The following is a 26,762-nucleotide window of genomic DNA, read 5'->3' as shown; positions in this document are numbered from 1 at the left end:
GACCACCGATGTCGTCGCTCCCCACCCGGTTCCGGGCCGGGGAACCGTGCGATGACGCTCGCCCCCCTCGTCGCCGGTGCGGCGGGGCGGCCGACGCTGAGCTTCGAACTGTTCCCCCCGCGCTCGGACGCCGGACGTGACGCGTTGTGGCGCAAGCTGTCCGAGCTGCTGTCCGCAGCCCCCGACTTCGTGTCGGTGACCTTCGGGGCAGCGGGCGCGACCCGTGGCCCGAGCCGCGACCTGCTCGCCCACGTCCTGAGCACCACGGCCGTGCCGGCCATGGCCCACCTGACCTGCGTGGGCTCCTCCCGGCGCGAGGTCGTGGAACTGGCGACCGAGTTCCTCGACGCCGGGGTCCGCAACGTCCTGGCGCTGCGCGGGGACCCGCCGGCCGGGGCCGCGGACTGGACCCCGCACCCCGACGGGGTGACCACCGCGAGCGACCTCGTGGAACTCCTGCAGGTCGCCGACCGGCGTCGCCTCGCCCTGCGCGGGGGGGCCCGTCCGGTGGACGAGGGCAGCCTCAGCCTGGCCGTGGCCGCCTTCCCCCGGGCCCGGGACGACCACGAGCTCGCGGTCCTGCGGGCCAAGCAGGACGCCGGGGCCCAGTTCGCGGTCTGCCAGGTCACGTTCTCCGCCGAGGAGTACGCCACGTTCGTCCGCCGGGCCCGGGCGGCCGGGATCACCATCCCGCTGCTGCCCGGGATCGCCGTCTCCGACGACCCGCGCCGCTTCCAGCGGATCGGCGAGCTCACCGGCGTCCCGGCCTCGCCCGCCCTGCTCGCCGCCCTCGACACCGACGACGCCACCGCGCGCCTGCGCGCCGCGACGGCCTTCTCCTCGGGCCTGGCGCACGGGCTGCTCGACACCGGTGCCCCCGGGCTGCACCTGTACACGTTCAACGCGGCCGCCCCGGCCCTGGACCTGATCGACCACCTCGACCTGCCCCGTTCCGTCGAAGGCCGCGACCGCGTCGCGGTAGGAGGACCCACCCGATGAGCCAGACCACCACCTCGTCCAGCACCCCGGCCTGGACCGCCACGATCCTCGGCTACCCCCGGATCGGCCCGGACCGCGAGACCAAGAAGGCCCTCGAGGCGCTGTGGTCCGGCAAGGCCGACCTCGCGAGCACCGAGGAGCAGCTCGCGGCCGTCCGCGCCGCCACCGTCCGCCGCCTCAACGCGCTCGGCCTGCCGGCGCACGACGCCTCGATCCCCTCGTCGTACTCGGCCTACGACCAGGTCCTCGACGCGGCCGTCGCCGTGGGCGCGGTGCCCGAGCGCTTCGCCGACCTCGTGGGCCAGGACGGCACGGTCGACCTCGTCGGGTACTCCACCATCGCCCGCGGCCGCGGGGCCCAGGCGCCGCTGGAGATGACGAAGTGGTTCGACACGAACTACCACTACCTCGTCCCCGAGATCGGCCCGGACACCGACTTCCGGTTCGCCGACGACCGCGGGGTCCGCGAGTTCGCCGAGGCGCTCGCCGACGGCTTCCTCACCCGGCCCGTCGTCGTGGGGCCGGTGACCTTCCTGCTGCTGGCCAAGGCCGCGGACGGCAGCTCGGAGGGCTTCGCGCCGATCTCGCGCCTGGACGACCTGCTCGGGGCCTACGAGGACCTCCTGGCCGCCTACGCCGCCGCCGGTGCCGAGTGGGTCCAGCTCGACGAACCGGGCCTGGTCAGCGACTCCGCGACCGCCGGCGTCGAGGGTCTGGCCGACCTGGTGCGGGGTGCCTACGACCGCCTCACGGCGCTCGCCGGCCGTCCGCGCCTGCTCGTCGCCACGCCCTACGGCGACGCGAGCGGGTACCTGGCCTCCTTCGGCGAGGTCGAGGGGCTGGCCCTCGACCTCGTGAAGGGCGCGCTCCCGGCCGACCGCTCCGTCCTGGCCGGCAAGACCGTCGTCGGCGGGGTCGTCGACGGCCACAACATCTGGCGCGGTGACCTCGTGCAGGCGCTGGCGACCCTGCGGCAGCTGGAGGGCTCCGCCGCGCACGTCGTGGCCGGCACGTCCACCTCGCTGCTGCACGTCCCGCACGACGTCAGTCGCGAGACCCAGCTCGACGAGCGGCTGCGCGGCTGGCTGGCCTTCGCCGACCAGAAGGTCGCCGAGGTCGTCCTGCTCGGCAAGGCGCTCGGGGACGCGGCCTCCGTCGAGGCGGAACTGGCCGCGTCGGCCGCCGGCCGCGCCGACCGGCTCACCGCCCCCGGCGTCGTGCGCCCGGAGGTCCGCGACCGGCTCGCCGCGCTGACGCCGGAGGCGTTCGGCCGCAGCGACTACGCCGTCCGTCGCGCCGCCCAGGACGAGGCCCTGCACCTGCCGGCCCTGCCGACGACGACCATCGGCTCCTTTCCGCAGACCACGGAGATCCGCAGGGCCCGGGCGGCGTGGACCCGAGGGGACCTGGACCAGGCGGGGTACGAGGAGTTCCTGCGCACCGAGATCGACCGCGTCGTGCAGCTGCAGGAGGAACTCGGTCTGGACGTCGTCGTCCACGGCGAGCCCGAGCGCAACGACATGGTCCAGTACTTCGCCGAGCAGCTCGACGGGTTCGCCGTCACGCAGCACGGCTGGGTGCAGTCGTACGGTTCGCGCGGGGTCCGCCCGCCGATCCTGTGGGGCGACGTGACGCGCCCCGCGCCGATCACCGTGCCGTGGAGCACGTACACCGCCAGCCGCACCACCAAGCCGGTCAAGGGCATGCTCACCGGCCCGGTGACGATCCTCGCGTGGTCGTTCGTGCGCGACGACCAGCCGCTGGGTGACACCGCGAACCAGGTGGCGCTCGCCCTGCGCGACGAGGTCGCCGACCTCGAGGCCGCCGGCATCGGGATCGTGCAGGTCGACGAACCGGCCCTGCGCGAACTCCTGCCGCTGAAGACCGCGGACCAGGCGGCGTACCTCGACTGGTCGGTCGCCTCGTTCCGGCTCGCGACGGCGGGGGCGGGCGACGCCACCCAGATCCACACGCACCTGTGCTACTCGGAGTTCGGCGAGGTCATCGACGCGATCGACGGCCTCGACGCCGACGTCACGAGCATCGAGGCGGCGCGCTCGCGCATGGAGGTCCTCGGGGACATCGCCCGCGCCGGTTTCGCCCGCGGCATCGGGCCCGGCGTGTACGACATCCACTCCCCGCGGGTGCCGTCCACCGAGGAGGTCGTGAGCCTGCTGCGTTCGGCCGTCGGGTCCGTCCCGGCCCGCCAGCTGTGGGTGAACCCCGACTGCGGGCTGAAGACCCGCGGGTACGCGGAGACGACGGAGTCGTTGCGGCACCTGGTCGAAGCGGCCCGCACGGTCCGCGCCGAACTGCCGACCGGAGCGCCGGTCGCGAACTGACGTGAACTCGCCGCGGGCCACCGGGACGTCCCGCCGCGGCGAGCCCCGACAGGCCCCCGCGGGCCGGGCACCACGGTGCCCGGCCCGCGGGGCGCTCCACTCCACCGGACGCCGGCCGGGGTACCACCAACCTGGCGAACAGAGGTCGTGTGTCCGACGCAGACAACCCACCGTGGGCGTGGCCGGAGCCCGTGTGGCGCGGGGTCGTGGAGGAGGTCCGGGCAGGGCGGTCGCTGAAACCCGCGTCCTGGCCCGGGGGCGCCCCGGCGGCCTTCGCCCTCTCCTTCGACGCCGACCACGAGACCCCCGCGCTGCGCGACGGGAACACCTCCCCGGGCGTCTTGGCCGCGGGGGAGTTCGGGTCCCGCGTGGCCGTCCCGCGGATCCTGGACCTGCTGGCCCGGCACGAGGTCCCCGCCTCGTTCTACGTCCCGGCCGTGTCGGCCCTGCTGCACCCGGACGACATCCGCCGGTTCGTCGCCGAGGGCCACGAGGTCGGCGCCCACGGCTGGATCCACGAACGCAACTCCCTGCTGGCCGAGGCCGACGAGCGCGATCTCGTGCTGCGCAGCCTCGACACGCTGGAGCGGCTGGCGGGCCGCCGGCCCACGGGGATCCGCACGCCGTCGTGGGACTTCTCCCCGGCGACCCTGCGGATCCTCGTCGAGGCGGGGCTGCGCTACGACAGTTCCCTCATGGCCGACGACGTGCCCTACGAACTCCTGTCGCACGGCGAGCCCAGCGGTCTCGTGGAGCTGCCCGTCGAGTGGGTCCGCGACGACGCCGTCTACTTCGGCATGGCCCGCTACTCCGGGCTGCGCCCCTACACCGACCCCGAGACCGTCGCCCGGATCTGGCGGCGTGAACTCGACGGAGCGGTCGCCGACGGTGGCGTGTTCCAGCTGACCCTGCACCCCTCCGTCTCGGGACACCGGTCGCGGTCGTGGATCGTGGAGGAACTCCTCGCCGCCGGCAGGGACGCCGGGGTCTGGTTCGCCACCCACGAACAGGTCGTCGACCACGTGCTGGCGGTGGCCCCGTGAACGCTCCCGCCCGCCGGCACGCCGTCGTCACCGGGGCCGCGGGCGGCCTGGGGCTGGCCGTCACGCGCCACCTGGCCGCCGCCGGCTGGACCGTCACGGCCGTCGACCTGCGGGGCGAGGCGCTGCAGCGCAGCGTGGACGGCCTACCGGACGTCCAGACCGACGTCGCCGACCTGGGGTCGCCCGACGCGCCGGGCGACGTCGTCCGCCGGGCGTGGGAGTTCGCCCCCGTCGACGGCCTCGTCAACGCCGCGGGGATCTACCCGGCCGTCCCGTTCGACACCCTCGGCACCGCGGTCTGGGACCGCGTCCAGAACGTCAACGTGCGCGCCGCGGTGTTCGCCACCCAGGCGCTGGCCGAGCTGGCGCGGGGTCGCGGGGTGCGGCCCGCCGTCGTCAACCTCACCTCGGGCGCCGCCCGCCGGGCCCGGCCCGGCGCCGCCGCGTACAACGTCTCCAAGGCCGCCCTCGTCATGGCCACCCAGGCCCTGGCCGTGGAGCTGGCCGCCCAGGGCATCCGCGTCAACGCCGTCTCGCCCGGGTTCTTCGGGGTCGGCAGCGAGGTGAACCCCGTGACGGAGGAGTACGCCGCGGCCGTCTCGGCGACCCTGCTGCCCGGCCCGGCCGATCCCGTCCACGTCGGGCACGCGGTGGAGTTCCTGCTCTCGCCCGCCGCGGGCTGGACGACGGGGTCGGTGCTGAACGTCGACGGCGGCGCCACGGCCGGCACGAACGCGCTGCCCGTGCACTGGCCCGGACCCACCCGCTGGCAACTGGGGGAGACCCGATGACCTGGACGATCGTCGGTGCGGGCGCCATCGGCGGCACCCTCGCGCACGCGCTGGCCCGGGACGGGCACGAGGTCGTCGTCGTCGACGCCGACCGCGACCACGTGGACGCGCTGCGCGGCAAGGGGATCACCATCCGCCGCGCCGACGGGCGCGACGACACCGTCGAGGTCGCGCGGGCCGTGCACCCGGACGACGCGCAGGACCTGCGCGACCTGCAGAAGGTCGTGATCGCGACGAAGTCGCAGCACACCGTGCAGGCCGCCACGTGGACCGCGTCCCGGCTCGCGCCGGGTGGGTTCGTCGTCTCGGCGCAGAACGGCGTGAACGAACCCGTCATCGCCGACCACGTGGGCACCCACCGCGTCCTCGGCGCCTTCGTCAACATCTTCGCCGACTACCTCGAACCCGGCGTGGTGCGCGACGGCGGCCTCGGGGCCCTGGCGGTCGGGCTGCCGGGTTCCGGGGCGCCCGACCTGCGGGTGCTGGAGACGGCCGAGGACCTCCGCGCCTACGGCGACGTCGTGGTGACGGCGAACCTCGAGGGGTACCGCGCGTCGAAGGCCGGTTTCGGCGCGGTGCTCGGGGTCACGACGCTCGTCGACGCGCCCATGGCCGACGTCGTCGAGGCCTACCCCGACGTCGCGTCCGCGGCCGCCGCGGAGAAGGTCGAGGCGTCGATCGCGGCCGGGCTGGTGCTGGAACCCTTCGACGCCTGGGAACCGTACGGTTTCCGGGCCCTGGCCAGCGAGCGCGTGCGCACCGCGGCCACCGCCCGCCTCGTCGCCTGGCTGCGCACGATGCCCAAGGACCGTAGCGGGGTCTTCCGCGACATCGCGGTCCGCCGCCGTCCCCGCGAGACGCACCCGCTCGGGTACGCCCCGGCCGTGCGCGGTCCTGCCCCCACCCCGGTCAACGACGCCGTCGCCGCCCGTCTCGACGACGTCGCGGCCGGCCACGCCGAGTTCGGCACCCACCACCTCGACGCCCTGCGTCGGCTCCTGCCCTGAAGGGACCTCCCGTGCTCCGCCGCTCCACCGTCGCCCTCGTCGGCCTGCTCCTCCTCGCCGGGTGTTCCGCCGGTGCCTCCGACGACTCCGCACCCGCCGGGGACGGCACGCCCGTCGACGGCGGGACGCTGAGGTACGGGCTGCAGGCCGACCCCGTCTGCCTGGACCCGCGCCAGGGCGGGCTGACGGTCAGCCTCACCGTCACGCGCAGCGTCGTCGACTCCCTGACCGACCAGGACCCCGAGACCGGCGCGATCGAACCCTGGCTCGCGAGCAGCTGGGAGACGAACGCCGACAGCTCCAGCTTCACGTTCCACCTGCGGGACGGGGTCACGTTCTCCGACGGCACCCCGCTGGACGCGCAGGCCGTCAAGGTCAACTTCGACGACACCCAGTCCCTCGGCGCGCTCGCCGCGCTGCCGGCCCAGTACCTCACGGGCTACCAGGGCGCGACGGTCGTGGACCCGTCGACCGTGCGCGTCGACTTCGACCGGCCCAACGCGCAGTTCCTGCAGGCCAGCTCCAGCATGTCGCTGGGTCTGCTGTCCCCGAAGAGCCTGCAGGACAAGACGCCCGAGCAGCTGTGCGAGGGGGACTACGCGGCCAGCGGGCCGTTCACCATCACGAAGTTCGTCGCCGGCCAGTCGGTGCGGATCGAGAAGCGCACGGGGTACGGCTGGGCGCCGGCCCGAGCCGCCCACCAGGGCGACGCGCACCTCGACGCGGTCGACTTCACCGTCGTGCCCGAGGCCAGCGTGCGCAGCGGGTCCCTCGCCTCCGGCCAGGTCGACGCCGTCGGTGACCTGCCCGCGCAGAGCACCGACCAAGTGCGCGGTTCCGGTCTGCAGGTCCTGACGAAACCCAACCCGGGCCTGACGGGGTCGTTCTTCGTCAACACCACGGCCGGGCCGCTCGCCGACCCCGCGGTGCGGCAGGCCCTGCTGCACGTCGTCGATCGCCAGCAGGTCGCCGACACGGTGTTCTTCGGTCAGGCCCCCGCGGCCACCTCGGTCCTGTCGAGCGCCACCCCGGGGTACGTCGACGTCTCGAAGGAGCTCACGGTGGACCCGGCCGCGGCGGGCGAGGCGCTCGACGCCGCGGGCTGGACCCGCACCGGGAACGGCACGCGGAGCAAGGACGGCCGGGAACTGCGCCTCCAGGCGTCCTTCAACCCCGCCATCGGCACGGGCCAGGCCGTCCTGGAACTCGTGCAGCAGCAGCTGGCGAAGGTGGGGATCGCGCTGGACATCCGCAAGATCACCCAGGCCGAGCTGACCGACACGCTGACGAAGCGGGACTACGGGTTGTTCTACAACTCCCAGGTGCGCCCCGACCCCGACGTCCTGTGGAGCCAGTACTCCCCGGACTCGCCGTCCAACCGGCACGGCGGGTCCGACCCCGAGCTCGCCCGCGTCCTCGCCGAGCAGCGCACCACGACCGACGCGGCGCAGCGGGACCCGCTCACCGCGCAGGCCCAGCAGCGGATCGTCGCCGACGGCTTCGGCCTCCCGGTCGTCGAGAGCGTCGGCGTCTTCGGGGTGGCGGCGGACGTCCACGGGTTCGGTTGGGAGGCCTCCGGGAAACCGGTGTTCCACGACATCTGGAAGCAGTCGTGAGCCTGCCGTTCACGGTCCGCGGGACCCGGCTCGTCGATCCCGTCGACGGGGAGAGGTTCCTGCTCGCCACCACCGTGGGCCACGGCCTCGGGTCGTCCCGGTTGCGGCTGGACCGCGGTCAGCCGGGGGAGGTGCGGCTCGTCCGCGTCGAGGTCCGGGGCGGCGCGGTGCGGCTCGTCCAGGAGAGCAAGCACCACCTGGGGGCCGGGTCCTTCGCCGAGTCCACGCTGTTCGCCGGGCCGCTGGTCGACGGCGCGGTGGACGTCGAGGGGCTCCTCGTCTCCGACCTGCACGGCGTCGCCGGGATCCTGGCCGCGGGCGGGCACGGCGACCACCGGTTCGACACCGCCCGCAGCCACCTGGCGGAGGTCCGGGTCAGCGCCGAGGGGGCGCACTGGAGCACGGTCCTGACCCTGACCGGGCCCGGGACCTCGGCCGAGCTCGTCCGCGTGGTGCCCGATGCGCGCTGGGTCACCGTCGGCGTCGAGGTCACGGCGATCCCGTTGCCGGACGAAGGTTTCGTTCCGCGCCGCTACGACCCTGCCTCGGGGTCCTACGCCAAGGGGCACGCCGACCACGACCGGATCGGGCACGGCGTCGAGGTCCGCTTCCAGCCTCGGTTCCGCACCGACCGGACCGTCGTCTTCCACGTCGACCCCCGGATCCCGCAGCCCTACCGCGACGCGGTCGTGGAGGGCGGCCGGTGGTGGCGGCAGGCCTTCGCCGCAGCCGGGCTGCCCGACGCCTTCGACGTGCGGGTGCGCGCCGACGACGTCGACGCGTTCGGGCCGCGGACCAGTTCGGTCTCCTGGGTGCACCGCGCCGGCCGGGGCTGGTCGCAAGGCGGGGCGCTGACCGACCCGCGCACCCAGGAGATCCTGCGCGGGCAGGTCCGGCTCGGCTCGCACCGGGTCGAGCAGCTGACCCTGCTGGCCGAGGCGCTGCTCACGCCGTACGGCCGGCCCGACGAGGCCGAGCGCCTCGCCGCGGTCGAGCGGTTCGTGCTGGCCCGGTTGCGGCACCTGGCGGCGCACGAGATCGGGCACGCCCTGGGGTTCGTCCACAACTACGCGAGCACCAAGCACGCGAAACCGTCCGTCATGGACTACCCGCACCCGCGCCTGCGGTTGCGGGACGGGCGGATCGACCTCGCCGGCGCCTACTCCGCGGGCGTCGGTCCGTGGGACGAGTTCCTCGTCCGGCACGGGTACGCCGACGACGAGACCCCCTCCGGTCTGGTGTTCGTCACCGACGCCGACGGACACGCGCCGGACGCGGCCCACCCCGACGCCGTGCCCTGGACGAGCGGCGACGACCCGTTCACGACGCTCGCCGAGCTCCTCGAGGTGCGGGAGGTGGCGCTCGGGGAGTTCTCCCGCGGGGCGCTGGCCCGAGACCGGCAGGTCGGGGACCTCGAACCCCGACTCGTCGTCCTGCACCTGCTGCACCGCCACGAGGTCGCCGCGCTCGCGCGTCTCGTCGGCGGCGTGGCCCACCAGGGATCGCCGGACTCCCCGGCGGCCGAAGCCGTCGCCCCGGACGACCAGCGGCGGGCGGTGGAGGCGCTGCTGCCGCTGCTGGACGCGGAGGTCGCCGGCGTCCCGGCCTCGGCCGTCGCGGTGCTCCTGCCCCCGCCCCCGCGCTTCGAGCGCGACGACCAGACGTACGCGCCGCGGACCGGGCCCGTGTTCGACCCCGTCGTGGCCGTCGCCGCCGGTGCCGCCGTCGTCCTCGAACCGCTGCTGGAACCGGCCCGGCTGAACCGGCTGCACGAGCAGGCCGTCCCCGGCCTGTCGGTGGAGGACCTCGTGGGACGCGTCCTGCGGGCCGCCGCGAACGGCGAGGACCGCCGGCAGGGGGAGGTCGCGGGCGAGGCCGTCCGCCGCGTGGTGGCGACCCTGACGAGCGGCCGGCTGCACGACGCCGTGGCCGACGAGGTGCACGCCGCGCTCCTCGAGGCGGCCCGCGCGTTCGAGACGTCCCGGCCCGGCCTGGCCCGGCGCCTGCACGTGTTCGGTGAGGACGGGACCGTCCCCGGGACACCCGCGGTGCTGCCGCCGGGAGCGCCCTGGTGAGCCGTCAGCTCAAGCTGGCGCTGTTCAACCAGCCCGTCGGCCGCCACCCCGGTGGGTGGCGGCTGCCGGGCGCGCAGGGCCGCGCCGACGACGTCGACTGGGTCGTGCGCACGGCGCAGCTGGCCGAACGGGCGCGGTTCGACCTGTTCTTCTGCGAGGACGCGCTGGCCGCTCCCAGACCCGGCCACGACGGGCCGGTACGGGCGGTCGAACCGTTGACCCTGCTGGCCGCCGTGGCCCGCGAGACGACGCGCATCGGCCTCGTCGCGACCGCCTCGACGACGTTCAGCGAGCCGTACAACCTGGCCCGGCAGTTCGCGTCGCTGGACCGCATCAGCCACGGCCGCGCCGGGTGGAACGCCGTCACCAGCCAGCTCGCGGACGCCGCCGCGAACTTCGGGTTGGCTGAGTTCCCCGACCACGCGACCCGCTACCGGCGGGCGGCGGAGTTCGTCGACGTCGTGCTCCGGCTGTGGGGGAGCTTCCCGGCCGGGTACCACGTGGGGGACGCGGCGAGCGGCGTGTACACCGACCTGAGCGCGAACCGGCCCATCGACCACGTGGGGGAGTTCTTCGCCGTCCGCGGACCGCTCGACGTCCCGGCCTCCGAGCAGGGGCGCCCCGTCCTGGCCCAGTCGGGATCCTCGGAGGCGGGCATCGACCTGGCCGGGCGGTTCGCCGACGTCGTCTACACCGTCGCGCAGGACCCGGCCGAGGGGCGTGGTTTCCGCCAGCGCGTGCACGCCGCCACCCGGGCGCACGGGCGTGACCCGGCACGGGTCCTCGTGTTCCCCGGCGTGCTGCCGGTCGTCGCGGCCACCCGTGCTGCGGCGCGGGACGTGTGGGCGCAGCTGCAGGAGCTGCAGGACACCGCGGCCGGGTTGCGGCAGCTGTCGTGGCGTTCCGGGGTGGACCTCACGGGAGCCGACCCCGGGCAACCCGTGCGGGACCTGCCGCCCAGTTCCCTGGGGCGCAGCCGCGTGGCGCTGCTGTTCGGGCCCGCGGCCCGTGCCGGCTGGACGCTCGGGGAACTGGCCCGGCACGCCGCGGCGACCAACGGCCACCGGCTGCTCGTCGGGTCCGCCGACGAGGTCGCGGACGACCTGCAGCACTGGTTCGAGCAGGAGGCGGCGGACGGGTTCACCGTCATCCCCACGCACATGCCGGCGGGGTTCGAGGCGTTCGCCGACCTCGTCGTCCCGCGGTTGCAGGACCGCGGCCTGTTCCGGCGCGAGTACGCGGCGGGCACGTTGCGGGGGAACCTGGGGCTCGGCTGACCCGGGCGGGCCTCGTCCCGATCGCGCGGGGTCAGGCGGGGACGAGGGGGGCGCGGCCCTGGGCCTGCGCCGGGGCGGGCAGCAGGGGGCGCGAGGGGAACTGCCGGCGCAGCACGGGAGCCACGTCGGTCGTGAACAGGTCCCAGTTCTCCCGGTGCTGCGCCTCGCTCAGCCCGGAGCGGTCGAAGTGCAGGGCGGTCACCTCGTGGCCGAACCGCTCGTGGTAGCGGCCGACCTTGTCGACGACCTCTTCGGGGGAGCCGACGAGGGCGGAGCTGCGGACCAGGAAGTCCTCGAAGTCCTCCCACACCTTCGGGACACCGCTGCCGGCGAAGGCCTTCTGGCGCGCCTCGAAGTGCGGCCGCCAGACGCGGCGGGCCTCCTGGGAGGTCCGGGCCACGAAGCTGCCCGCCGATCCGGCGCCCACGAGCGCGTCGGCCGGGTCGTGGCCGTGCGCCGCCCACCGTTCGCGGTAGCGCTCGATGAGCGTGGCGTACTTGCCGATCGGGTACGTGACGTTCGCGGAGAACAGCGGGTCCCCGGCGGCCGCGGCGACCTCCACCGACTCCTCGCTCGTGGCGCTGCCGTGCCAGATCCGCAGATCGCGCTGGTAGGGGGCGGGCCAGGTCTCGGCCTGGTCCAGCGACGGCCGGAACCGGCCCTGCCAGGTGACCTTCTCCTCCCGCCACAACCGGCGGAACAACTCGTACCCCTCGGCGTTGCGGTCCCACTGGTCGTCGGTCGTGACGTGGAACAGGTTCGCCTGCGCCGCCCCGTTGCCCTTGCCCACGATGAGTTCCAGCCGGCCGTTCGCGAGGTGGTCCAACGTCGCGTAGTCCTCGTAGGCGCGGACCGGGTCGAGCAGGCTGAGCGTCGTGACGGTCGTGAACAGCTTGATCCGCGACGTGCGGGCCGCGATGTTCGAGAGGACGACGGTGGGGGAGGAGGACAGGAACGGGCGTTCGTGCCGTTCCCCGACGCCGTAGGCGTCGAAACCCCACTGCTCGGCCAGGGCGGCGTTCTCGACCACCTCGGTGAGGCGTTCGTGCTGCGTCGGCCACACCCCCGTCACCGGGTCCGGGGTGTGGGTGATCAGGGTCATCGCGAGGAACTTCACGGCTCAGCCCTTCCAGGTGTCGTGGAACTGCAGGCGGGAGGACGCCTCGAAGTCGAGGTCGTGGACGTCCCCGGTCGTGGCCAGCACGGTGGTCTGCTGGACCACCGGGATCACGTAGTAGTTCGAGACGATGAGCTGCTGCGCCTTCGCCAGCAGCGCGTTGCGCTGGTCGACGTCGACGGTGGCGAGCTGCTGGGCCAGGACGTCGTCGAGCTCGGTGACGGGGATGCGGGCGTTGTTCGTCCCCTTCGTCGAGTAGCTCGTCCGCAGGATGTCGCCGTCGGCGCGGGTGAGGCCGCCGTAGATCAGGTCGAAGTTCCCGTCCTTCTGCACCTGCGCGGCCTCGGAGATCTGGGCCTGGTGGATCGTGACGCCGATGCCGACCTTCTTCAGCTGCTGCTGGAACAGTTCGGTCGTGGGGCCGAAGTTCCCGTTGTTGAACCAGTACAGGTCGAGGTTCAGCTTCTGGCCGTCCTTCTCCCGGACGCCGTCGGTCCCCTCCTCCCAGCCGGCCTCGTCGAGCAGCTGCTTCGCCTTCGCCTGGTCCGTCGTCAGCAGCTCCGACTCGTCCGCGTACCCCGGGGTGGTGTCCGACAGGACGCTCGTCGCAGGCTCGTACTGCTTCGACAGGACGGTGTCGATGACCTCCTGCCGGTCCAGTGCCCGGGAGATCGCCTCGCGCACCTTCACGTCGGAGGTGGCGGGCCGGGAGTTGTTCACGGCCAGGTGCAGCGGGATGCCCGGATTGGTGCGGCTGATGACGTGCCCGCCCGTGGACTCGATGAGGTCGAGGTCCTGCGGGGACAGCGAACTGATGGCGTCGACCTGCTGGGACTGCAGGGATCCGCTGCGGACGCTGGCCTCGGGGACGATCTGGAAGGTGATGCCGTCCAGGTGGGCGGCTCCCTGCGTCGTCCAGAGCGAGGAACCCCAGTCGTAGTCCGCACGCTTCTTCAGCACGATCTCCTTGCCCTGGGTGTAGTGGTCCAGGGTGAAGGGTCCGGAGCCCACGATGCCCTTGCACCGCTCGTCGGGGCTCTGCCGGGTGCTGGCGACGGACACGAGCCCGAGGCTGAACGTCGAAGTGGCCTGCAGGAACTGGGCGTTCGGGGCGGAGAACGTGACCTTCACGGTCTGCGGGTCGACGACGTCGGCGCCGACGTACCCCGTGAGGTAGTTCGTCACGAGCGTCGCGCGGGCCCCGAGCTTCGTCGCGGCGTCCAGGTTGGCCTTGACCGCGGCTGCGTCGACGGGTGTTCCGTCGGAGAAGGTCGCCCCCGTCACCAGGTGGAACGTGAACGTCGTCCCGTCGGGACTGACGTCCCAGCTCTTCGCGAGCCAGGGTTCGATCGTGCCCGTCTCGGGGTCCTGGTCGGTCAGGGAGTCGACGAACTGCCGCGTGGCGTAGATCGTCTCGTTGCTGCCGACCTGCTGGGGGTCGACGCAGCCGGCGTCGGAGGCGACGTCGAACGTCAGCGTCCCGCCGTCGACCGGCTTCGCGTCGGCCGCGCGGGAGGCGTCCGCACCGGCCGGGGAGTCGGCGTTCGAGCCCGCGGAGCAGGCGGCGAGGGCGAGAGCGGCGCTCAGGGCGAGCGCGGACAGGGTGATGCGTCGGGGCACGGAGGATCCCTCGTTCTTCGGGCGCCGCGGGCGGTCCCGCGGAGCACTGCCTTGCCCTGGGGCTTCCACAGGGCCGGGTCTTCACCCGGGCACCCCACGCCGTGCGAGGGGGTTGCCGGCTGCCGAGCCGGGGCTTGTCGGCAGCACTCATGACCTCCCCGGAGACTCGCAGGTGAGCGATCACCGGGTCAACCGTCCGATCGGGTCGACGAGGGGGTTGAGGATCCGGGGTCCGGTCCCCTATGGTGAACGGGTACACCATCCAGAGCGGCTGAGAGACCTGGCTCGACGACGCCGCAGCAACCCCCCGGAAACGGGCGCGGGTGCTTCCGCCAGGACCGATGGAGGAGTTCTCGTGGACCGCACGTCGCACGTCGCCATCCTCCGCCGCGTCGTCGACTTCTGCCTGACCGGTTCCTCCGGCTGTCGCTGACCACCCCTCCCGACGCCGGGAAACGTTCCCGTGCGTCCGTGCACCGTCCCGCGTGGCGGGTGCACACCTTCGTCGTTCCCGCCCCTGGAGTCCCCTTGCGCACCCGCACGCCCCTGTCCGCGGTCACCCTCGCCGCGCTCCTCGTCCTCACCGCGTGCGGTGGCGGTGGTCAGAGCAGTTCCGAGAAGTCCGCCGACGCCACCCCGGTCAAGGGGGGGAACCTGACGTTCGCGATCTCGGTCGACTCCGGGTGCATCGACCCGCAGCAGGTGGGCAACAACGACGCGCTGAACATCGGCCGCCAGCTCGTGGACTCCCTCACGGTGCAGGACCTCGACGGGAAGATCCAGCCCTGGCTGGCCCAGACGTGGGAGGTCAGCCCGGACGCGAAGACCTTCACCTTCCACCTGCGCGAGGGGGCGACGTTCTCCGACGGCACCCCCGTCGACTCGGCCGCGGTGAAGGCGAACCTCGACGGGATCGTCGCCCTCGGGGCCAAGGCGTCGCTCGGCTCGACCTACCTCCAGGGCTACACCGGCACCCAGACCCCGGACGCGCAGACGGCCGTCGTGACGTTCGCGCAGCCCAGCGCGCAGTTCCTCCAGGCCACCTCGACGATGAGCCTGGGGCTCCTGTCGGTCCCGACGACCACGGCCGACCCGGCGACCCGGTGCGACGGGAGCACGCTGGTCGGCTCCGGGCCGTTCACCGTCGGCAGCTACGCCAACGGTTCCAAGACGGTCCTGAAGAAGCGCACCGGGTACGACTGGGCGCCCACCGGGGCCAAGCACCAGGGCGAGGCCTACCTCGACACCATCACCTACGAGGTCGTCCCCGAGGCCAGCGTGCGCACGGGGTCGTTGCAGTCCAAGCAGATCGACGCGACGACCGGCATCGCCTCGCAGGACCTGCCGCAGTTCGACGGCAACGGGTTCTGGACCCAGCGTCGCGCGAACCCGGGCATCCCGTACAACTTCTTCCCCAACGAGTCGCGCCCGATCTTCTCCGACATCAGGGTTCGGCAGGCGTTCTCGAAGGCCGTCGACCGCAAGACGCTCGCCAGCATCCTGAACCCCGGTGACGTCGCCGTGAGCTCGGCGCTGTCGGCCTCCACCCCGCTGGCGTCCGACGACTCCAAGGACCTCGCGCTCGACGTGGCGGGGGCGAACGAGCTGCTCGACGAGGCCGGCTGGGTCAAGGGCGCGGACGGCGTCCGGGCCAAGGACGGCAAGAAGCTCACCGTCACCGTGACGTTCTGGCAGCCCACGACCGCCGTGCTGGAGCTCGTCCAGCAGCAGGAGCGCGCCGTCGGCATCGACCTGCAGCTCAAGCAGGGCACCACCGCCGAGACCACGGCCCTGCAGAACTCCGGCGACTACGACGTCCTGTTCTACAACCTGACCCGCTCCGACCCGGACGTGCTGCGGACGATCTTCTCGACCGAGACCCGCAACGTGAACCACCGGGCCCACAGCCAGGTCGACGACCTGCTCACGCAGCAGGCCGCGACGACGGACACCGCCCAGCGGGCCCAGCTCGTGGCGCAGGCCTCGAAGCTGCTCGTCGAGGAGGCGCACTCGATCCCGCTCATCGAGCTGTCGACCGTCATCGCCGCGAACGAGGACGTGCACGACCTGCAGTTCGAGGGCTCGTCGCGGCTGTGGTTCTACGACGCCTGGAAGCAGGCGTGAGCACCGTGACGAGGGAGCAGGTGAGGGCGTGAGCGAGGATCGGCGCGTCGGCGCCTGGACGAGCGGAACGCGCCGACGGAGTCGCTGCGCGGTCCGGGAGGAAGGCGTCGACCCGGGCGCCGCGACGAGGGAGCAGGTGAGGGCGTGACCGGTTACGTCGCCCGGCGGCTCGGGCAGGCGGTCGTCGTCCTCTGGGCGGCGTACACCGTGACGTTCGTCATCCTCTACCTGCTGCCCAGCGACCCGGTGGAGATCATGCTCGCCGGGGGGCAGGGAGGGGAGCAGTCCACGGTCGACCCCGCACAGGTCGCGGCCCTGCGGCACGAGTACGGCCTGGACGAGCCGCTGCCCGTGCAGTACGTCCACGCGCTGTGGAGGACGCTGCACCTGGACTTCGGCAGCTCCATCCAGAACGGGGCCCCGGTCACCTCCCTCATCGGCGACGCGCTGCCGCAGACCGCGGTCCTCGCCGTCTCGGCGCTGGTCATCGCGCTGGTGCTCGGTGTCGGGATCGCGTTCCTGTCGACCTGGACCCGGTGGGCCTGGGTGCGCACGCTGCTGCTGGCCCTGCCGCCGCTGGGCGTCTCGCTGCCGACGTTCTGGGTCGGCCTGCTGCTCATCCAGTTCTTCTCGTTCCGGATCTCGATCTTCCCGGCCCTGGGCAACGAGGGCCTCGCCAGCCTCGTGCTGCCGTCGGTGACCCTCGCCGTCCCCGTCTCGGCGTCGATCGCGCAGGTGCTGGCCCGCGGGCTGCGCACCGCGCTGGCCGAACCCTACGTCGAGACGGCCCGCGCCAAGGGCGCCTCCCGGGCCCGGGTGCACCTGCGGCACGCGTTCCGCAACGCGACGATCCCCGCCCTGACGATCGGCGGGGTCATCGTGGGCAACCTGCTGGCCGGTGCCGTCGTGGTGGAGACGGTGTTCTCCCGTGTCGGCATCGGGCGACTGACCGTCACCGCCGTCAACGGGCAGGACATCCCGCTCGTGCAGGGCCTCGTCCTGCTGGCGGCCACGATCTTCGTCGTCACCAACCTCGTGGTGGACCTGCTGTACCCGGTCATCGACCCGCGCATCCGGGTCGTCGGGGTGCCGCGTCGTCCGCGGGCCAGCACCAAGACCCTCGTGGGGAGCGTGTCGTGAGCAGGGAAGCACCCGAGGCCGTCCTCGACGTCCTGGACATCGGTGAGCGCTACCGCAGCGGTGCGAAGGCACCCGCGGGAACCCGGCGCACGCTGCCGGCGTGGGCCCGGCGGCCCGACCTGCTGGTGGCAGCCCTGGTGATCCTGCTGGTGCTGGCGTGGGCGGCGTTCCCGTCGCTGTTCACGTCGCAGAGCCCCATCGACGGGGTGCCCGCGGACCGTCTCCAGGGCCCGTCGGCGGCGCACTTGTTCGGCACCGACCACCTGGGACGCGACCTGTTCTCCCGCGTGGTCCACGGGTCCCGGCTCACGCTGCAGGCCACGGTCCTCGCCGTGCTCATCGGCCTGGTCGTGGGGACGCTCATCGGGTTGTTCTCCGGTTTCGTGCGCGGGGTCGTCGACGACGTCCTCATGCGCACCATGGACGTGCTGCTGTCCATCCCCGCCCTGCTGCTGTCGATGGCGCTCATCACGGCGCTGGGCTTCGGGACGGTCAAGGTCGCGATCGCCGTCGGCATCGGGACGGTCGCGAACTTCGCCCGCGTCATGCGCTCGGAGGTGCTGAAGGTCAGCGCGGCCGTGTACGTCGAGGCGGCCCGGGCCAGCGGGGTGCGCACGACGGGTGTGCTGTTCCGGCACGTCCTGCCGAACGCCGCCGGTCCCGTGCTGGCCCTCTCGGCGCTGGAGTTCGGGGTCGCGGTCCTCGCCGTCTCCTCGCTGAGCTTCCTCGGGTTCGGCGCCCCGCCGCCGGCGCCCGAGTGGGGTTCGCTCGTCGCGGGCGGGCGCGACTACCTGGCCACCTCGTGGTGGCTGACGACGTTGCCGGGGCTGGTGGTGGCGGCGGTCGTGCTGTCCGCCAACCGGATCGCCCGGGCGCTGGAGAGGGGCACGGCGTGAGCGACGAGTGGCGCGACAGCGCCTGGACGGACGGGACGCGTCCGGCGCTGCGCGCCGGCTCCAGACGGAGTCGCTGCGCGGCCCGGGAGGAAGGCGCCGTCTGGTGCGCCACGACGGAGCGAACCGGGGGCACGGCGTGAACCAGCCGTTGTTGCAGGTCCAGGACCTGAAGATCTCCTACGGTTCCCGCGAGGTCGTCCACGGGGTGTCGTTCGACGTCCACCCCGGTGAGGTCGTCGCCGTCGTCGGGGAGTCCGGGTCGGGCAAGAGCACGACCGCGCACGCCGTCGTGGGGCTCCTGTCGGGGTCGGGCACGGTGGGCTCCGGATCGGTGCTGTTCGAGGGCGACGAGCTCGTCGGCCTCGGCGAGAAGGCCTGGCGCTCGGTGCGCGGGGCCCGGATCGGCCTGGTCCCGCAGGACCCGACGCTGTCGCTGAACCCCGTCAAGCGCATCGGGGACCAGGTCGCCGAGGTGCTGCACGTCCACGGTCTGGCCAAGGGCGCCGCCGCCCGGCTGCGGGCGGTCGAGCTCCTCACCGCCGCCGGGCTGCCGGACGCGGCCGTGCGCGCGAAGCAGTACCCGACGGAACTGTCGGGGGGCATGCGGCAGCGCGTCCTCATCGCCATCGGGCTGGCCGCCGGGCCCCGCCTGCTGGTGGCCGACGAACCGACGAGCGCGCTCGACGTCACGGTGCAGCGGCAGGTGCTGGACCACCTGGAGTCCCTCACCCGGGACGCGGGGACGGCTGTGCTGTTCATCACGCACGACCTGGCGGTGGCCGCCGACCGCGCCTCCCGGGTCGTCGTCATGTCCCAGGGCGAGGTCGTCGAAGTCGGCACCGCCCAGCAGGTGCTGACGGAACCGGAGCACGAGTACACGAAGTCGCTGCTCGCGGCCGCCCCGAGCCTGCACAGCGCGCGGATCCGGGCCGTGCCGCGCGAGCGGACCGCTCCGCCGGCGCCCCGCCCGCGCGAGCCCCTCGTGCAGGTGCGGTCCCTGGTCAAGGAGTTCCCGCTGCCCGGCCGGGGCAACGTCCAGACCGCCGTGTCGGACGTCAGCTTCGACATCGGCCGCGGCGAGACCGTCGGGCTGGTGGGGGAGTCGGGGTCGGGCAAGACGACGACGGCCCGCCTCGTCCTGGGGCTGGAGCGGCCCACCTCGGGGCAGGTGCTGTTCGACGGCGTCGAGACCGCGGGGCTCAAGGGGTCCGCGTGGCGGGACCTGCGCCGTCGCGCGCAGCTCGTCTACCAGAACCCCTACGCGTCCCTCGACCCGCGCGTCGCCGTCGGCGAGACGATCGCCGAACCGTTGCGCGCCTTCGGGGTCGGCGATCGGTCCTCGCGGCGCAAGAAGGCCGCGTCGTTGCTGGACCAGGTGCGACTGCCCGCCGACGCCCTCGAGCGCCGGCCCGCGGAGCTGTCCGGCGGTCAGCGCCAGCGGGTCGCCATCGCCCGCGCCCTGGCGCTGGAACCGGAGTTCGTCGTCTGCGACGAGCCCGTCTCCGCCCTCGACGTGTCGGTGCAGGCGCAGATCCTGGAGCTGCTCGTGCAGCTGCAGGCCGACCACGGGCTGAGCTACCTGTTCATCTCCCACGACCTGGCCGTGATCCGGCAGATCAGCGACAAGGTGGGGGTCATGCGTCGCGGGAACCTGGTGGAGTTCGCCCCCGCGCGGGACGTCTTCGCGCACCCGCAGCACGAGTACACCGTGGAACTGCTCGAGGCCATCCCCGGCCGCCGGGCGCTGGAGGACGCGACGTGACCGCCGAACCCGCCGAGCTCGTCGTCCGTGCGGTCGGCACCGCCGACCCGCTGGCGAAGCCGCTGTTCGACGACCTCGCCCACGAGTACGGCACGCGCTACGGCGGGACGGTCGAGCAGGTCCGGCAGGAGCTGGAGCGGTACCCGGCGCAGGAGTTCGCCGAACCGCACGGGGTGCTCCTGCTGCTCCTGGAGGACGGGGCCGCGATCGCCGGCGGCGCCTACCGCCGCTACGACGAGCGGACCGCCGAGCTCAAGCGCATCTGGACGCACCCCGCGCACCGCCGGCGGGGCCTGGCGCGACGGGTGCTGGCCGAGCTGGAACGGCGTGCGGTGGCGAACGGCTACGAGGCGCTGTACCTGACGACGGGGCCGCGCCAGCCCGAGGCCAAGCACCTCTACCTGACCTCCGGCTACGTCCCGCAGTTCGACCTCGACGTCGACCCCGAGACGATCGGCCCCCTGGCGTTCACCAAGGACCTGACGCCCGGGGAGGGGTCGGCGTGAAGTTCCTCGTCATGACGCTCATCGGCACGAGCGGCGATGCCGCCGCCGGGCGGCTCACCCCGCCGCGGCAGCGGTTCCGCGAGGTCGTCGAGACGGCGGAGTTCGTCGAGGAGCTGGGGCTCGACGCCTTCGGGGTGGGGGAGCGTCACTCACCGGAGTTCCTGTCCAGCTCACCGACCGTCGTGCTCTCGCACCTGGCGGCGCGGACGTCGACGATCCGGCTGTTCACGACCGTCACGGTGCTGAGCCTGCTGGACCCGGTGCGCGTCGCGGAGGACTACGCGACGCTGGACCACCTGTCCGACGGCCGCGTCGAGATCGTCATCGGCAAGGGCAACGACGCGCACCAGTCCGAGCTGTTCGGGTTCGACCTCGCCGACCAGTGGGACCGCAACCGGGAGAACTACGAGCTCCTGCACCGGTTGTGGAGGGAGGAGAAGGTGAGCTGGTCCGGCCGGTACCGTCCCGACCTCGTCGCGGCCACGACGTACCCGCGTCCGCTGGCGGGTCCGCCGCGGGTGTGGCACGGCTCGGCGTCGAGCACCGAGTCGACGGAGCTGGCCGCCCGCTACGGCGAACCCCTGTTCTCGGCCAACGCCTTCCACCCGCAGGCCAAGTACGCCGACCTCATCGCCCACTACCGTCAGCGGTTCGCCGAGCACGGGCACGACCCCGCGCGGGCGCTCGTGGGGGCGGGGTCGGGGGGCGTGCACCTGGCCCGCACGTCCCAGGAGGCGGTCGCCCGGTTCCGGCCGCTGTGGGAGGCGTACATGGCCACCCCGGCCGCGGCGCACAACCGGTCGCCGTTCACGTCGCTCGAGGACGCTCTCGACCGCGGGCCGAACCTGGTGGGCTCGCCCGCGCAGGTCGTGGACAAGATCGGTGACTACCACGGGGCGTTCGGTCACGAGCTCCTCGCGATCGGTGTCGACGGTCAGGGGCTGGACCCGGCCGAGCAGCGCGCGACGCTCGAACTGTTCGCCGGCGAGGTGGCCCCCGTCGTGCGCCGCGAGTTCCCGAGCCGGTCGTGGGAGGAGTTCCCGCGACCGACGCTCGAACCCTGACCTTTCCTGCACCAGAACCCGGGAGGGCCGCGAGCGGCTCGTTGAACGGCCGCTCGCGACACCCTTCCGGAGACCACCGTGCCCTTCGTCCTCAACGCCGTCCTGCGTGGTCAGCTCGGCGGTCACACCGCCGCCTGGCGCGTGTCCCGCGCCGACGTCACCGCCAACACCACCCTGGAGTACTGGTCGGAGCTCGGCCGGGTCCTGGAGGAGGCGGTCTTCGACGCCCTCTTCCTCGCCGACACCTTGGCCGTGCCCGACGACCCCGCCTCGCCGTTGCAGTGGCCCCTGGACCCCTTCATCCTCGTCGCGGCCCTGGCCGGCTCGACCGAGCACCTCGGGCTCGTCGCCACCCACTCCACGACCTTCAACGAACCGTTCACGACCGCGCGTCAGCTCGCCTCCATCGACCACCTCACGCGGGGCCGGGCCGGGTGGAACGTCGTGACGAGCACCGACGACAACTCGGCGCGCAACTACGGCCGGGACCGGCTGCCCGAGCACGACCTGCGGTACGAGGTGGCGCAGGACTACGTCACCGCCGTCATCGCCCTGCTCAGCGCGTGGGAGCCCGACCCGTTCGTCGCCGACCGCGAGTCCGGGGAGCTGCTGCGCCGGGACGCGGTCCGCGAGGTCAACCACCACGGCCCGCACTACCGCGTCCGCGGGCCCCTGCACACGACGCGGTCCCCGCAGACCGTCCCGCTCATCGCCCAGGCCGGGGGGTCCCCGTCCGGGATCGACCTCGCCGGCCGGTTCGCCGACGTCGTCTACACCCGCCAGCCCGACCTCCAGGGCAGCGTGGACTACCGCCGCCGGGTGCGGGCCGCGGCCGTGGGGCACGGACGGGCCGCCGACGACGTCCGCGTCCTGCCCGGCGTCGTGCCGGTCGTCGGGGCGTCGCGGGACGCCGCGCTGCAGCGGGTCCACGACCTGCAGGCCGCCGACACCGTCGCGCGGGACCGGTTCGACCACGCCCCGACGGGCCCGCAGGCGGAGAGCTCGGGCCACCGGCTGCTGGCGGGGACGGCGTTGCAGATCGCCGACGACCTCACCCGCTGGTACGAGGCCGGTGCTCTCGACGGGGTCAGCGTCCACGTCAACGTGCTGCCCGACGACCTCGAGGCGTTCGCCGCGTCCGTCCTGCCGATCCTGCGCTCGCGAGGGCTGGTCCGCGAGGAGTACGCGCCCGGGACGTTGCGGGAACGGCTGGGGCTGCCGGCGCCGCGGGTCGACGAGTCGGCCTTCGGCCCGCGCTGGAGCGAGCCGGTGAGGACCTGACCCACCGGCTCTTCCCGCGCTTCGCACACGTCGGGCCCCGGATCGTCGCGATCCGGGGCCCGACGTGTGCGAAGCGCGGGAAACGAGAGGTCCGGGTGCGGGGCGTGAGCAGCCCGTACCGCGCCCGTCCGGGCGGTAGCGTGCGACGCGTGACGCCCGCGCCCAGCACCCGTCAGCTGACCGTCGGCCCCGAGGGGTTCGTGCGCGACGGCCGCCCCCACCTGCTGCTGTCCGGCGCCCTGCACTACTTCCGCGTCCACCCGCAGCAATGGGGCGACCGGCTGCGGGCGGCGCGCCTGCTCGGCCTGAACACCGTCGAGACGTACGTGCCGTGGAACCTGCACGCCCCGCGCCGGGGTGAGTTCCGCACCGACGGCTTCTGCGACCTGGCCGGGTTCCTCGACGCCGCCGACCGCGAGGGGCTCGACGTCGTCGTGCGCCCGGGCCCGTACATCTGCGCCGAGTGGGACAACGGGGGGCTGCCGGTCTGGCTGACCCGCTCGGGGGTGCGGCTGCGCACCGACGACGCGGACTACCTCGCGGCCGTGGACGAGTTCCTGACCGCCGTCTACGACGTCGTGGTCCCGCGGCAGGCCGACCGCGGCGGTCCCGTCGTGCTCGTGCAGGTGGAGAACGAGTACGGCGCCTACGACACCGGGGACGACGGCGCCGCCCGGGTCCGGTACCTCGAGCACCTCGTGGCGACCACGCGCGGGGCCGGGATCACCGTCCCGCTGACCACCGTCGACCAGCCCACCGACGAGATGCTGGCCGCCGGCACCCTTCCCGGGTTGCTGACGACGGGGTCGTTCGGGGGCCGGGCGGCGCAACGGCTCGCGACGCTGCGCGAGCACCAGCCCGAGGGGCCCCTGGTCTGCTCGGAGTTCTGGATCGGCTGGTTCGACCACTGGGGTTCGCACCACGGGACGACGTCGGTGGCCGAGGCCACCGCGGAACTCGACGCGATGCTCTCGCGCGGGGCCGGGGTGAACGTCTACGTGCTCCACGGCGGGACGAACTTCGGGTTCACCAACGGAGCCAACGACAAGGGCACCTACCAGCCGACCGTCACGTCCTACGACTACGACGCCCTGCTGGACGAGGCGGGCCGGCCCACGGCGAAGTTCCACGCGTTCCGCGAGGTCATCGCCCGGTACGCGCCGGTCCCCGCCGAGGTCCTCACCGGATCGGCGCAGGACCACCCGCCCGCACCGGTCCTGGAGGCGGCCTTCACCGCCTCCCGTCCCCTGGCGGAGTTCGCCGGCCCGGACCTGCCCTGGGAGGGGAGCGCACCGCCCGTCCTGGACGACCTCGAGGTCCCGTCGGGGGAACCCGTGCGCTTCGCCTGGATCTCCGGGACCTCCGGCGGGGCTGCGGGCCCGACGCTGCTGAGCGTGGGCGAGGTCCGCGACCGGGTGACGGTCCTGCTCGACGGGGTGCGGGTCGGGACGATGTTCCGCGAGCACCACGACGTCGCGCTGGCCCTGCCCCCGCACGCGCCGGGAACGCGGGTCGACCTGCTCGTCGAGGACGCCGGCCGCGTCAACTACGGACCCCGCCTGGGCGAGCCCAAGGGGATCGTCGGCCCGCTCCTGGTCGGCGGCCGCCGGCTGGAGGGGGCCGTCGTCCGGCCCGTCGACCACGACGCGCTGCGGCTCGACCCCGGCGCCGGGTCCGGCGCCGGACCAGTCGACGCCCTCGTGGGGCCCGTGCTCGCGAGCGCCGCGCTCGACGTCCCCGCCGTCGCCGACCTGTTCCTGGACACGGGGGGCTGGGGGCGCGGGGTGGCGTGGGTCAACGGGTTCTGCCTCGGCCGGTACTGGCGGCACGGGCCGCAGCGTTCGCTGTACGTCCCGGCCCCGGTGGTCCGGGCGGGGCGCAACGTCGTCACCGTGCTCGAACTGGACGGGACGGCCGATCCGGTCGTGCGGACGCTGCCCGACCTGGCGCTGGGGCACACCGAGGCGTGAGGGCCGAGGGCGTCAGCGCGGCGCGTGCCGGGCGCGGCGCAGCTCCTCGGCCCGGGCCTCCTCCGCGGCGTCGCCGAAGAAGCCGCCGGCCAGCGTCTCGGCCGCCTGCCACAGCGCGGGCAGCAGCACCGCGCGCTGCTGCTCGTCGAGGCCGGCCACGACCCGGGCTTCGATCGCGGCGATCTGGCGGGTGCAGCTGTCCAGGACCTCCCGGCCGGTGCGCGTCAGCACCGCGTGCCGGATGCGGCCGTGGTTCGGGTCGTCGGTGCGCTGCAGGAACGCGCGGCGCTCGAGCTCGGCGAGCACGTGGTTGGCCGACTGAGGGGTGACGAAGGTCAGCCGGGCGATCTCCGCGTTGGACCGGCCGACGTCGTCGCTGATGGCGAGCAGCAGGTGGTACTCCGCGGCGGTGATGCCGTGGTCGGCCGCGACGAGGTCCACCGCGCGCTGCAGGGCCCTCGACACCCGCTGCGTGACCCACTCCAGCCGGGCGAGGGCTTCCGCGGGCGCGCTGGCCCGGTGCCGGGAGGCGGCGGACCGTCGCGGGCGGGCGGTGCCCGGGGCGTCGGCGTTCACGGGGCCAACCTAGGGCCACGACCTGGGACCGGGCTGTCGTCGCGGCCGGGCACCGGCCGTCCCCGGTGCGCGGTGCCCGGCTCAACCACGCCAGCGCTCCGGCGCGTGGTGCAGGAGTTCGGTGCCGTCCTCGGCCAGCAACCAGCCGGCGGCGACCTGCTGGCCGGTCGCGGCCGCGAACCGGCGCAGCCACGCCGCGCGGGTGCCGTAGCGGCGCCGGGTCTCGGCCAGCGGGAAGCGGCGCACGGTGCCGACCAGGCGGGCCAGCGCTTCGGGGTCGCTGAAGGGCATCCAGGGCGGTGGGGGTTCGCACTCCTCGGAGGCGGTGCCGTGCGGCAGGTGCACGGCCAGCGGCACCTGGACCCACGGGGGGCGCACGCCGCCGAGGGCGGTGCCGTCCTCGTCGCGCTCCAGCTCCTCGGCCCCGGGGCGCAGGTGCAGGCGGTCCGCGCGGGGCGCCGGGACGTCGTCGGTGATCCAGCGTCGCAGCGCGGCGAGGGCCGCGCGGGCGTACAGGTCGAAGCGCGCGTCGCTGAGCGGCTCGCGGACGGCGAACGCGGGCCGGCGCCCGCCCGCGTCCTCGAACTGCTGCCGGTTGGTCAGCACGCTCGGTCGCGCCTCGACGTGCGCGGTCCCGGCCACCTGGACGAGGCGGTAGCGGTCGTCGGTCTCGTCGCCGTCCGCGCGCAGCACCGGGCCGTGGGTCTCGGACTCGGTCTCGCTGAGCAGTTCCACGACCACCGCGCCGTGCCCGGTGACGGTGCGGCGGGCGTCGTCGGCCGCGAGGACGGCGTCACCCGGGGACAGCGGCGGGTAGCCGGCGGCTCCCGCGCCGCCGGAGGAGATCGCGATGAGGTACCCGTCGACGAGCCGGCGGCCGGCGGGGGTGCTGCAGCGCTCGTGGAAACCGTCCTGCAGGAACACCCGGCAGGTGCTGCCGGTCGCCGACATCCCGGCGAGGACGACGGGCCCGGGGGCCACGGGACCCAGCAGGTCGCCGGCGGCGAGGGCGCGCACCGCCGCGGCGAGGACGTCGTACTGCTGCCCCTCGTGCGGCAGGTCCAGGTCGGCGTAGCGCTCGGGGTCGATCTCCTCGCGCAGTTGCGTCGCCAGGTGGGCGAAGGCGGTGACGCCCACCCAGGCGTGCCCCTCGCGCAGCAGCCACGGGTGCACGTCGTTCCACACGAGCGCGGAGTCGAGGTCGGGGTGCAGGGGTTCGAGGAGCGTGAACCCGGACGCGGTCGCGGCCTCGGCGGGGCGGCGCACGAGGACCCGGGTGCGGAACGGCGACTCCACCGCGCGGGGGACGGCCTCGCCACCGGGGACCGGGCGGTGCCAGACGGCGGCGGCACCGCTCAGGAGCAGTTCCTCCTCGACGTAGCCGTGCGCGGCCAGGTCGACGCCCATGGCCAGGTCGGGCAGGTGCGCGGTGCCGAAGGGGACGGATCCCGTGTCCCGGATCGGCGCGACGGAGCGGTACGTCATCGTCTGCGGACTCCTCGTCTCGAGTGCTGACAAGATATCAGTTCAACTGATACTTTCCGTCGCAGCGGACG

20 protein-coding genes and 2 riboswitches are annotated in these 26,762 nt (G+C 73.8%); of the genes, 16 read left to right on the top strand and 4 right to left on the bottom strand.

Annotated features, from left to right (window positions below):
* Nucleotides 1–51: 51 nt before the first annotated feature.
* From CLV37_RS18415 to CLV37_RS18380, 8 genes are all read left to right on the top strand, one after another.
* On the top strand, nt 52–999 hold the full coding sequence (locus tag CLV37_RS18415; protein ID WP_106213055.1) for a methylenetetrahydrofolate reductase: 948 nt from the start codon (nt 52–54) through the stop codon (nt 997–999).
* On the top strand, nt 996–3,341 hold the full coding sequence (metE, locus tag CLV37_RS18410; protein WP_106213053.1) for a 5-methyltetrahydropteroyltriglutamate--homocysteine S-methyltransferase: 2,346 nt from the start codon (nt 996–998) through the stop codon (nt 3,339–3,341). Before CLV37_RS18415 ends, metE begins: the two co-directional genes overlap by 4 nt.
* A 149-nt stretch (nt 3,342–3,490) precedes the next feature.
* Complete coding sequence (locus CLV37_RS18405) at nt 3,491–4,384, top strand: polysaccharide deacetylase family protein (protein WP_106213051.1); 894 nt, start codon at nt 3,491–3,493, stop codon at nt 4,382–4,384.
* Nucleotides 4,381–5,175, top strand: coding sequence for an SDR family NAD(P)-dependent oxidoreductase (locus tag CLV37_RS18400; protein ID WP_106213049.1), 795 nt, complete (start codon nt 4,381–4,383; stop codon nt 5,173–5,175). Before CLV37_RS18405 ends, CLV37_RS18400 begins: the two co-directional genes overlap by 4 nt.
* Nucleotides 5,172–6,182: a ketopantoate reductase family protein gene (locus CLV37_RS18395; protein WP_106213047.1), complete on the top strand. Its 1,011-nt coding sequence runs from the start codon at nt 5,172–5,174 to the stop codon at nt 6,180–6,182. Before CLV37_RS18400 ends, CLV37_RS18395 begins: the two co-directional genes overlap by 4 nt.
* Nucleotides 6,183–6,193: 11 nt before the next feature.
* Nucleotides 6,194–7,798 (top strand): ABC transporter substrate-binding protein, encoded by a 1,605-nt coding sequence (locus CLV37_RS18390; protein ID WP_106213045.1) that lies wholly within the window; start codon nt 6,194–6,196, stop codon nt 7,796–7,798.
* Nucleotides 7,795–9,873 carry a zinc-dependent metalloprotease gene (locus CLV37_RS18385; RefSeq protein ID WP_106213043.1) on the top strand — a complete coding sequence of 693 codons (2,079 nt, stop codon included), beginning with the start codon at nt 7,795–7,797 and terminating at the stop codon, nt 9,871–9,873. The genes CLV37_RS18390 and CLV37_RS18385 overlap by 4 nt, the downstream gene beginning before the upstream one ends.
* Nucleotides 9,870–11,150: an NtaA/DmoA family FMN-dependent monooxygenase gene (locus CLV37_RS18380; RefSeq protein WP_211298757.1), complete on the top strand. Its 1,281-nt coding sequence runs from the start codon at nt 9,870–9,872 to the stop codon at nt 11,148–11,150. The genes CLV37_RS18385 and CLV37_RS18380 overlap by 4 nt, the downstream gene beginning before the upstream one ends.
* Nucleotides 11,151–11,181: 31 nt before the next feature.
* On the opposite strand, the gene CLV37_RS18375 is transcribed toward CLV37_RS18380, so the two are convergent.
* The gene (locus CLV37_RS18375) at nt 11,182–12,267 is read right to left on the bottom strand and encodes an LLM class flavin-dependent oxidoreductase (RefSeq protein WP_106213039.1); all 1,086 of its coding nucleotides are present in this window, start codon (nt 12,265–12,267) and stop codon (nt 11,182–11,184) included.
* Nucleotides 12,268–12,270: 3 nt separating this feature from the next.
* The gene (locus CLV37_RS18370; protein WP_211298756.1) at nt 12,271–13,887 is read right to left on the bottom strand and encodes an ABC transporter substrate-binding protein; all 1,617 of its coding nucleotides are present in this window, start codon (nt 13,885–13,887) and stop codon (nt 12,271–12,273) included.
* Nucleotides 13,888–13,929: 42 nt separating this feature from the next.
* Nucleotides 13,930–14,042, bottom strand: a riboswitch (SAM riboswitch).
* Nucleotides 14,043–14,142: 100 nt separating this feature from the next.
* Nucleotides 14,143–14,235, top strand: a riboswitch (SAM riboswitch).
* 180 nt (nt 14,236–14,415) lie between these two features.
* Here CLV37_RS18370 and CLV37_RS18365 point away from each other — a divergent pair.
* From CLV37_RS18365 to CLV37_RS18330, 8 genes are all read left to right on the top strand, one after another.
* Complete coding sequence (locus CLV37_RS18365) at nt 14,416–16,011, top strand: ABC transporter substrate-binding protein (RefSeq protein ID WP_106213037.1); 1,596 nt, start codon at nt 14,416–14,418, stop codon at nt 16,009–16,011.
* 144 nt (nt 16,012–16,155) lie between these two features.
* A complete protein-coding gene (locus CLV37_RS18360; RefSeq protein WP_106213035.1) occupies nt 16,156–17,151 on the top strand; it encodes an ABC transporter permease in 996 nt (331 codons plus the stop codon).
* Nucleotides 17,152–17,183: 32 nt separating this feature from the next.
* Complete coding sequence (locus CLV37_RS18355; protein ID WP_170127357.1) at nt 17,184–18,047, top strand: ABC transporter permease; 864 nt, start codon at nt 17,184–17,186, stop codon at nt 18,045–18,047.
* Between the two features lie 103 nt (nt 18,048–18,150).
* Complete coding sequence (locus tag CLV37_RS18350; protein WP_245885477.1) at nt 18,151–19,809, top strand: dipeptide ABC transporter ATP-binding protein; 1,659 nt, start codon at nt 18,151–18,153, stop codon at nt 19,807–19,809.
* Nucleotides 19,806–20,315, top strand: a complete 510-nt coding sequence (locus tag CLV37_RS18345; protein ID WP_106213030.1) for a GNAT family N-acetyltransferase — start codon at nt 19,806–19,808, stop codon at nt 20,313–20,315. The genes CLV37_RS18350 and CLV37_RS18345 overlap by 4 nt, the downstream gene beginning before the upstream one ends.
* Nucleotides 20,312–21,379: an LLM class flavin-dependent oxidoreductase gene (locus CLV37_RS18340; RefSeq protein ID WP_211298755.1), complete on the top strand. Its 1,068-nt coding sequence runs from the start codon at nt 20,312–20,314 to the stop codon at nt 21,377–21,379. The genes CLV37_RS18345 and CLV37_RS18340 overlap by 4 nt, the downstream gene beginning before the upstream one ends.
* A gap of 78 nt (nt 21,380–21,457) precedes the next feature.
* Nucleotides 21,458–22,660, top strand: coding sequence for an NtaA/DmoA family FMN-dependent monooxygenase (locus tag CLV37_RS18335; protein WP_106213028.1), 1,203 nt, complete (start codon nt 21,458–21,460; stop codon nt 22,658–22,660).
* A gap of 149 nt (nt 22,661–22,809) precedes the next feature.
* Nucleotides 22,810–24,630, top strand: a complete 1,821-nt coding sequence (locus CLV37_RS18330; RefSeq protein ID WP_106213026.1) for a glycoside hydrolase family 35 protein — start codon at nt 22,810–22,812, stop codon at nt 24,628–24,630.
* A 12-nt stretch (nt 24,631–24,642) separates the two neighbouring features.
* On the opposite strand, the gene CLV37_RS18325 is transcribed toward CLV37_RS18330, so the two are convergent.
* Entirely contained in the window at nt 24,643–25,206 is a 564-nt protein-coding gene (locus CLV37_RS18325) for a MarR family winged helix-turn-helix transcriptional regulator (protein WP_106213024.1), read from the bottom strand.
* Nucleotides 25,207–25,287: 81 nt separating this feature from the next.
* Entirely contained in the window at nt 25,288–26,691 is a 1,404-nt protein-coding gene (locus CLV37_RS18320; protein WP_106213022.1) for an alpha/beta hydrolase domain-containing protein, read from the bottom strand.
* Between the last annotated feature and the right edge of the window lie 71 nt (nt 26,692–26,762).

The organism is Kineococcus rhizosphaerae (assembly GCF_003002055.1).
Classification (GTDB): Bacteria; Actinomycetota; Actinomycetes; order Actinomycetales; family Kineococcaceae; genus Kineococcus; species Kineococcus rhizosphaerae.
Note: the sequence above shows the minus strand (reverse complement) of the source record. Positions and strands in the feature narration are given on the sequence as shown.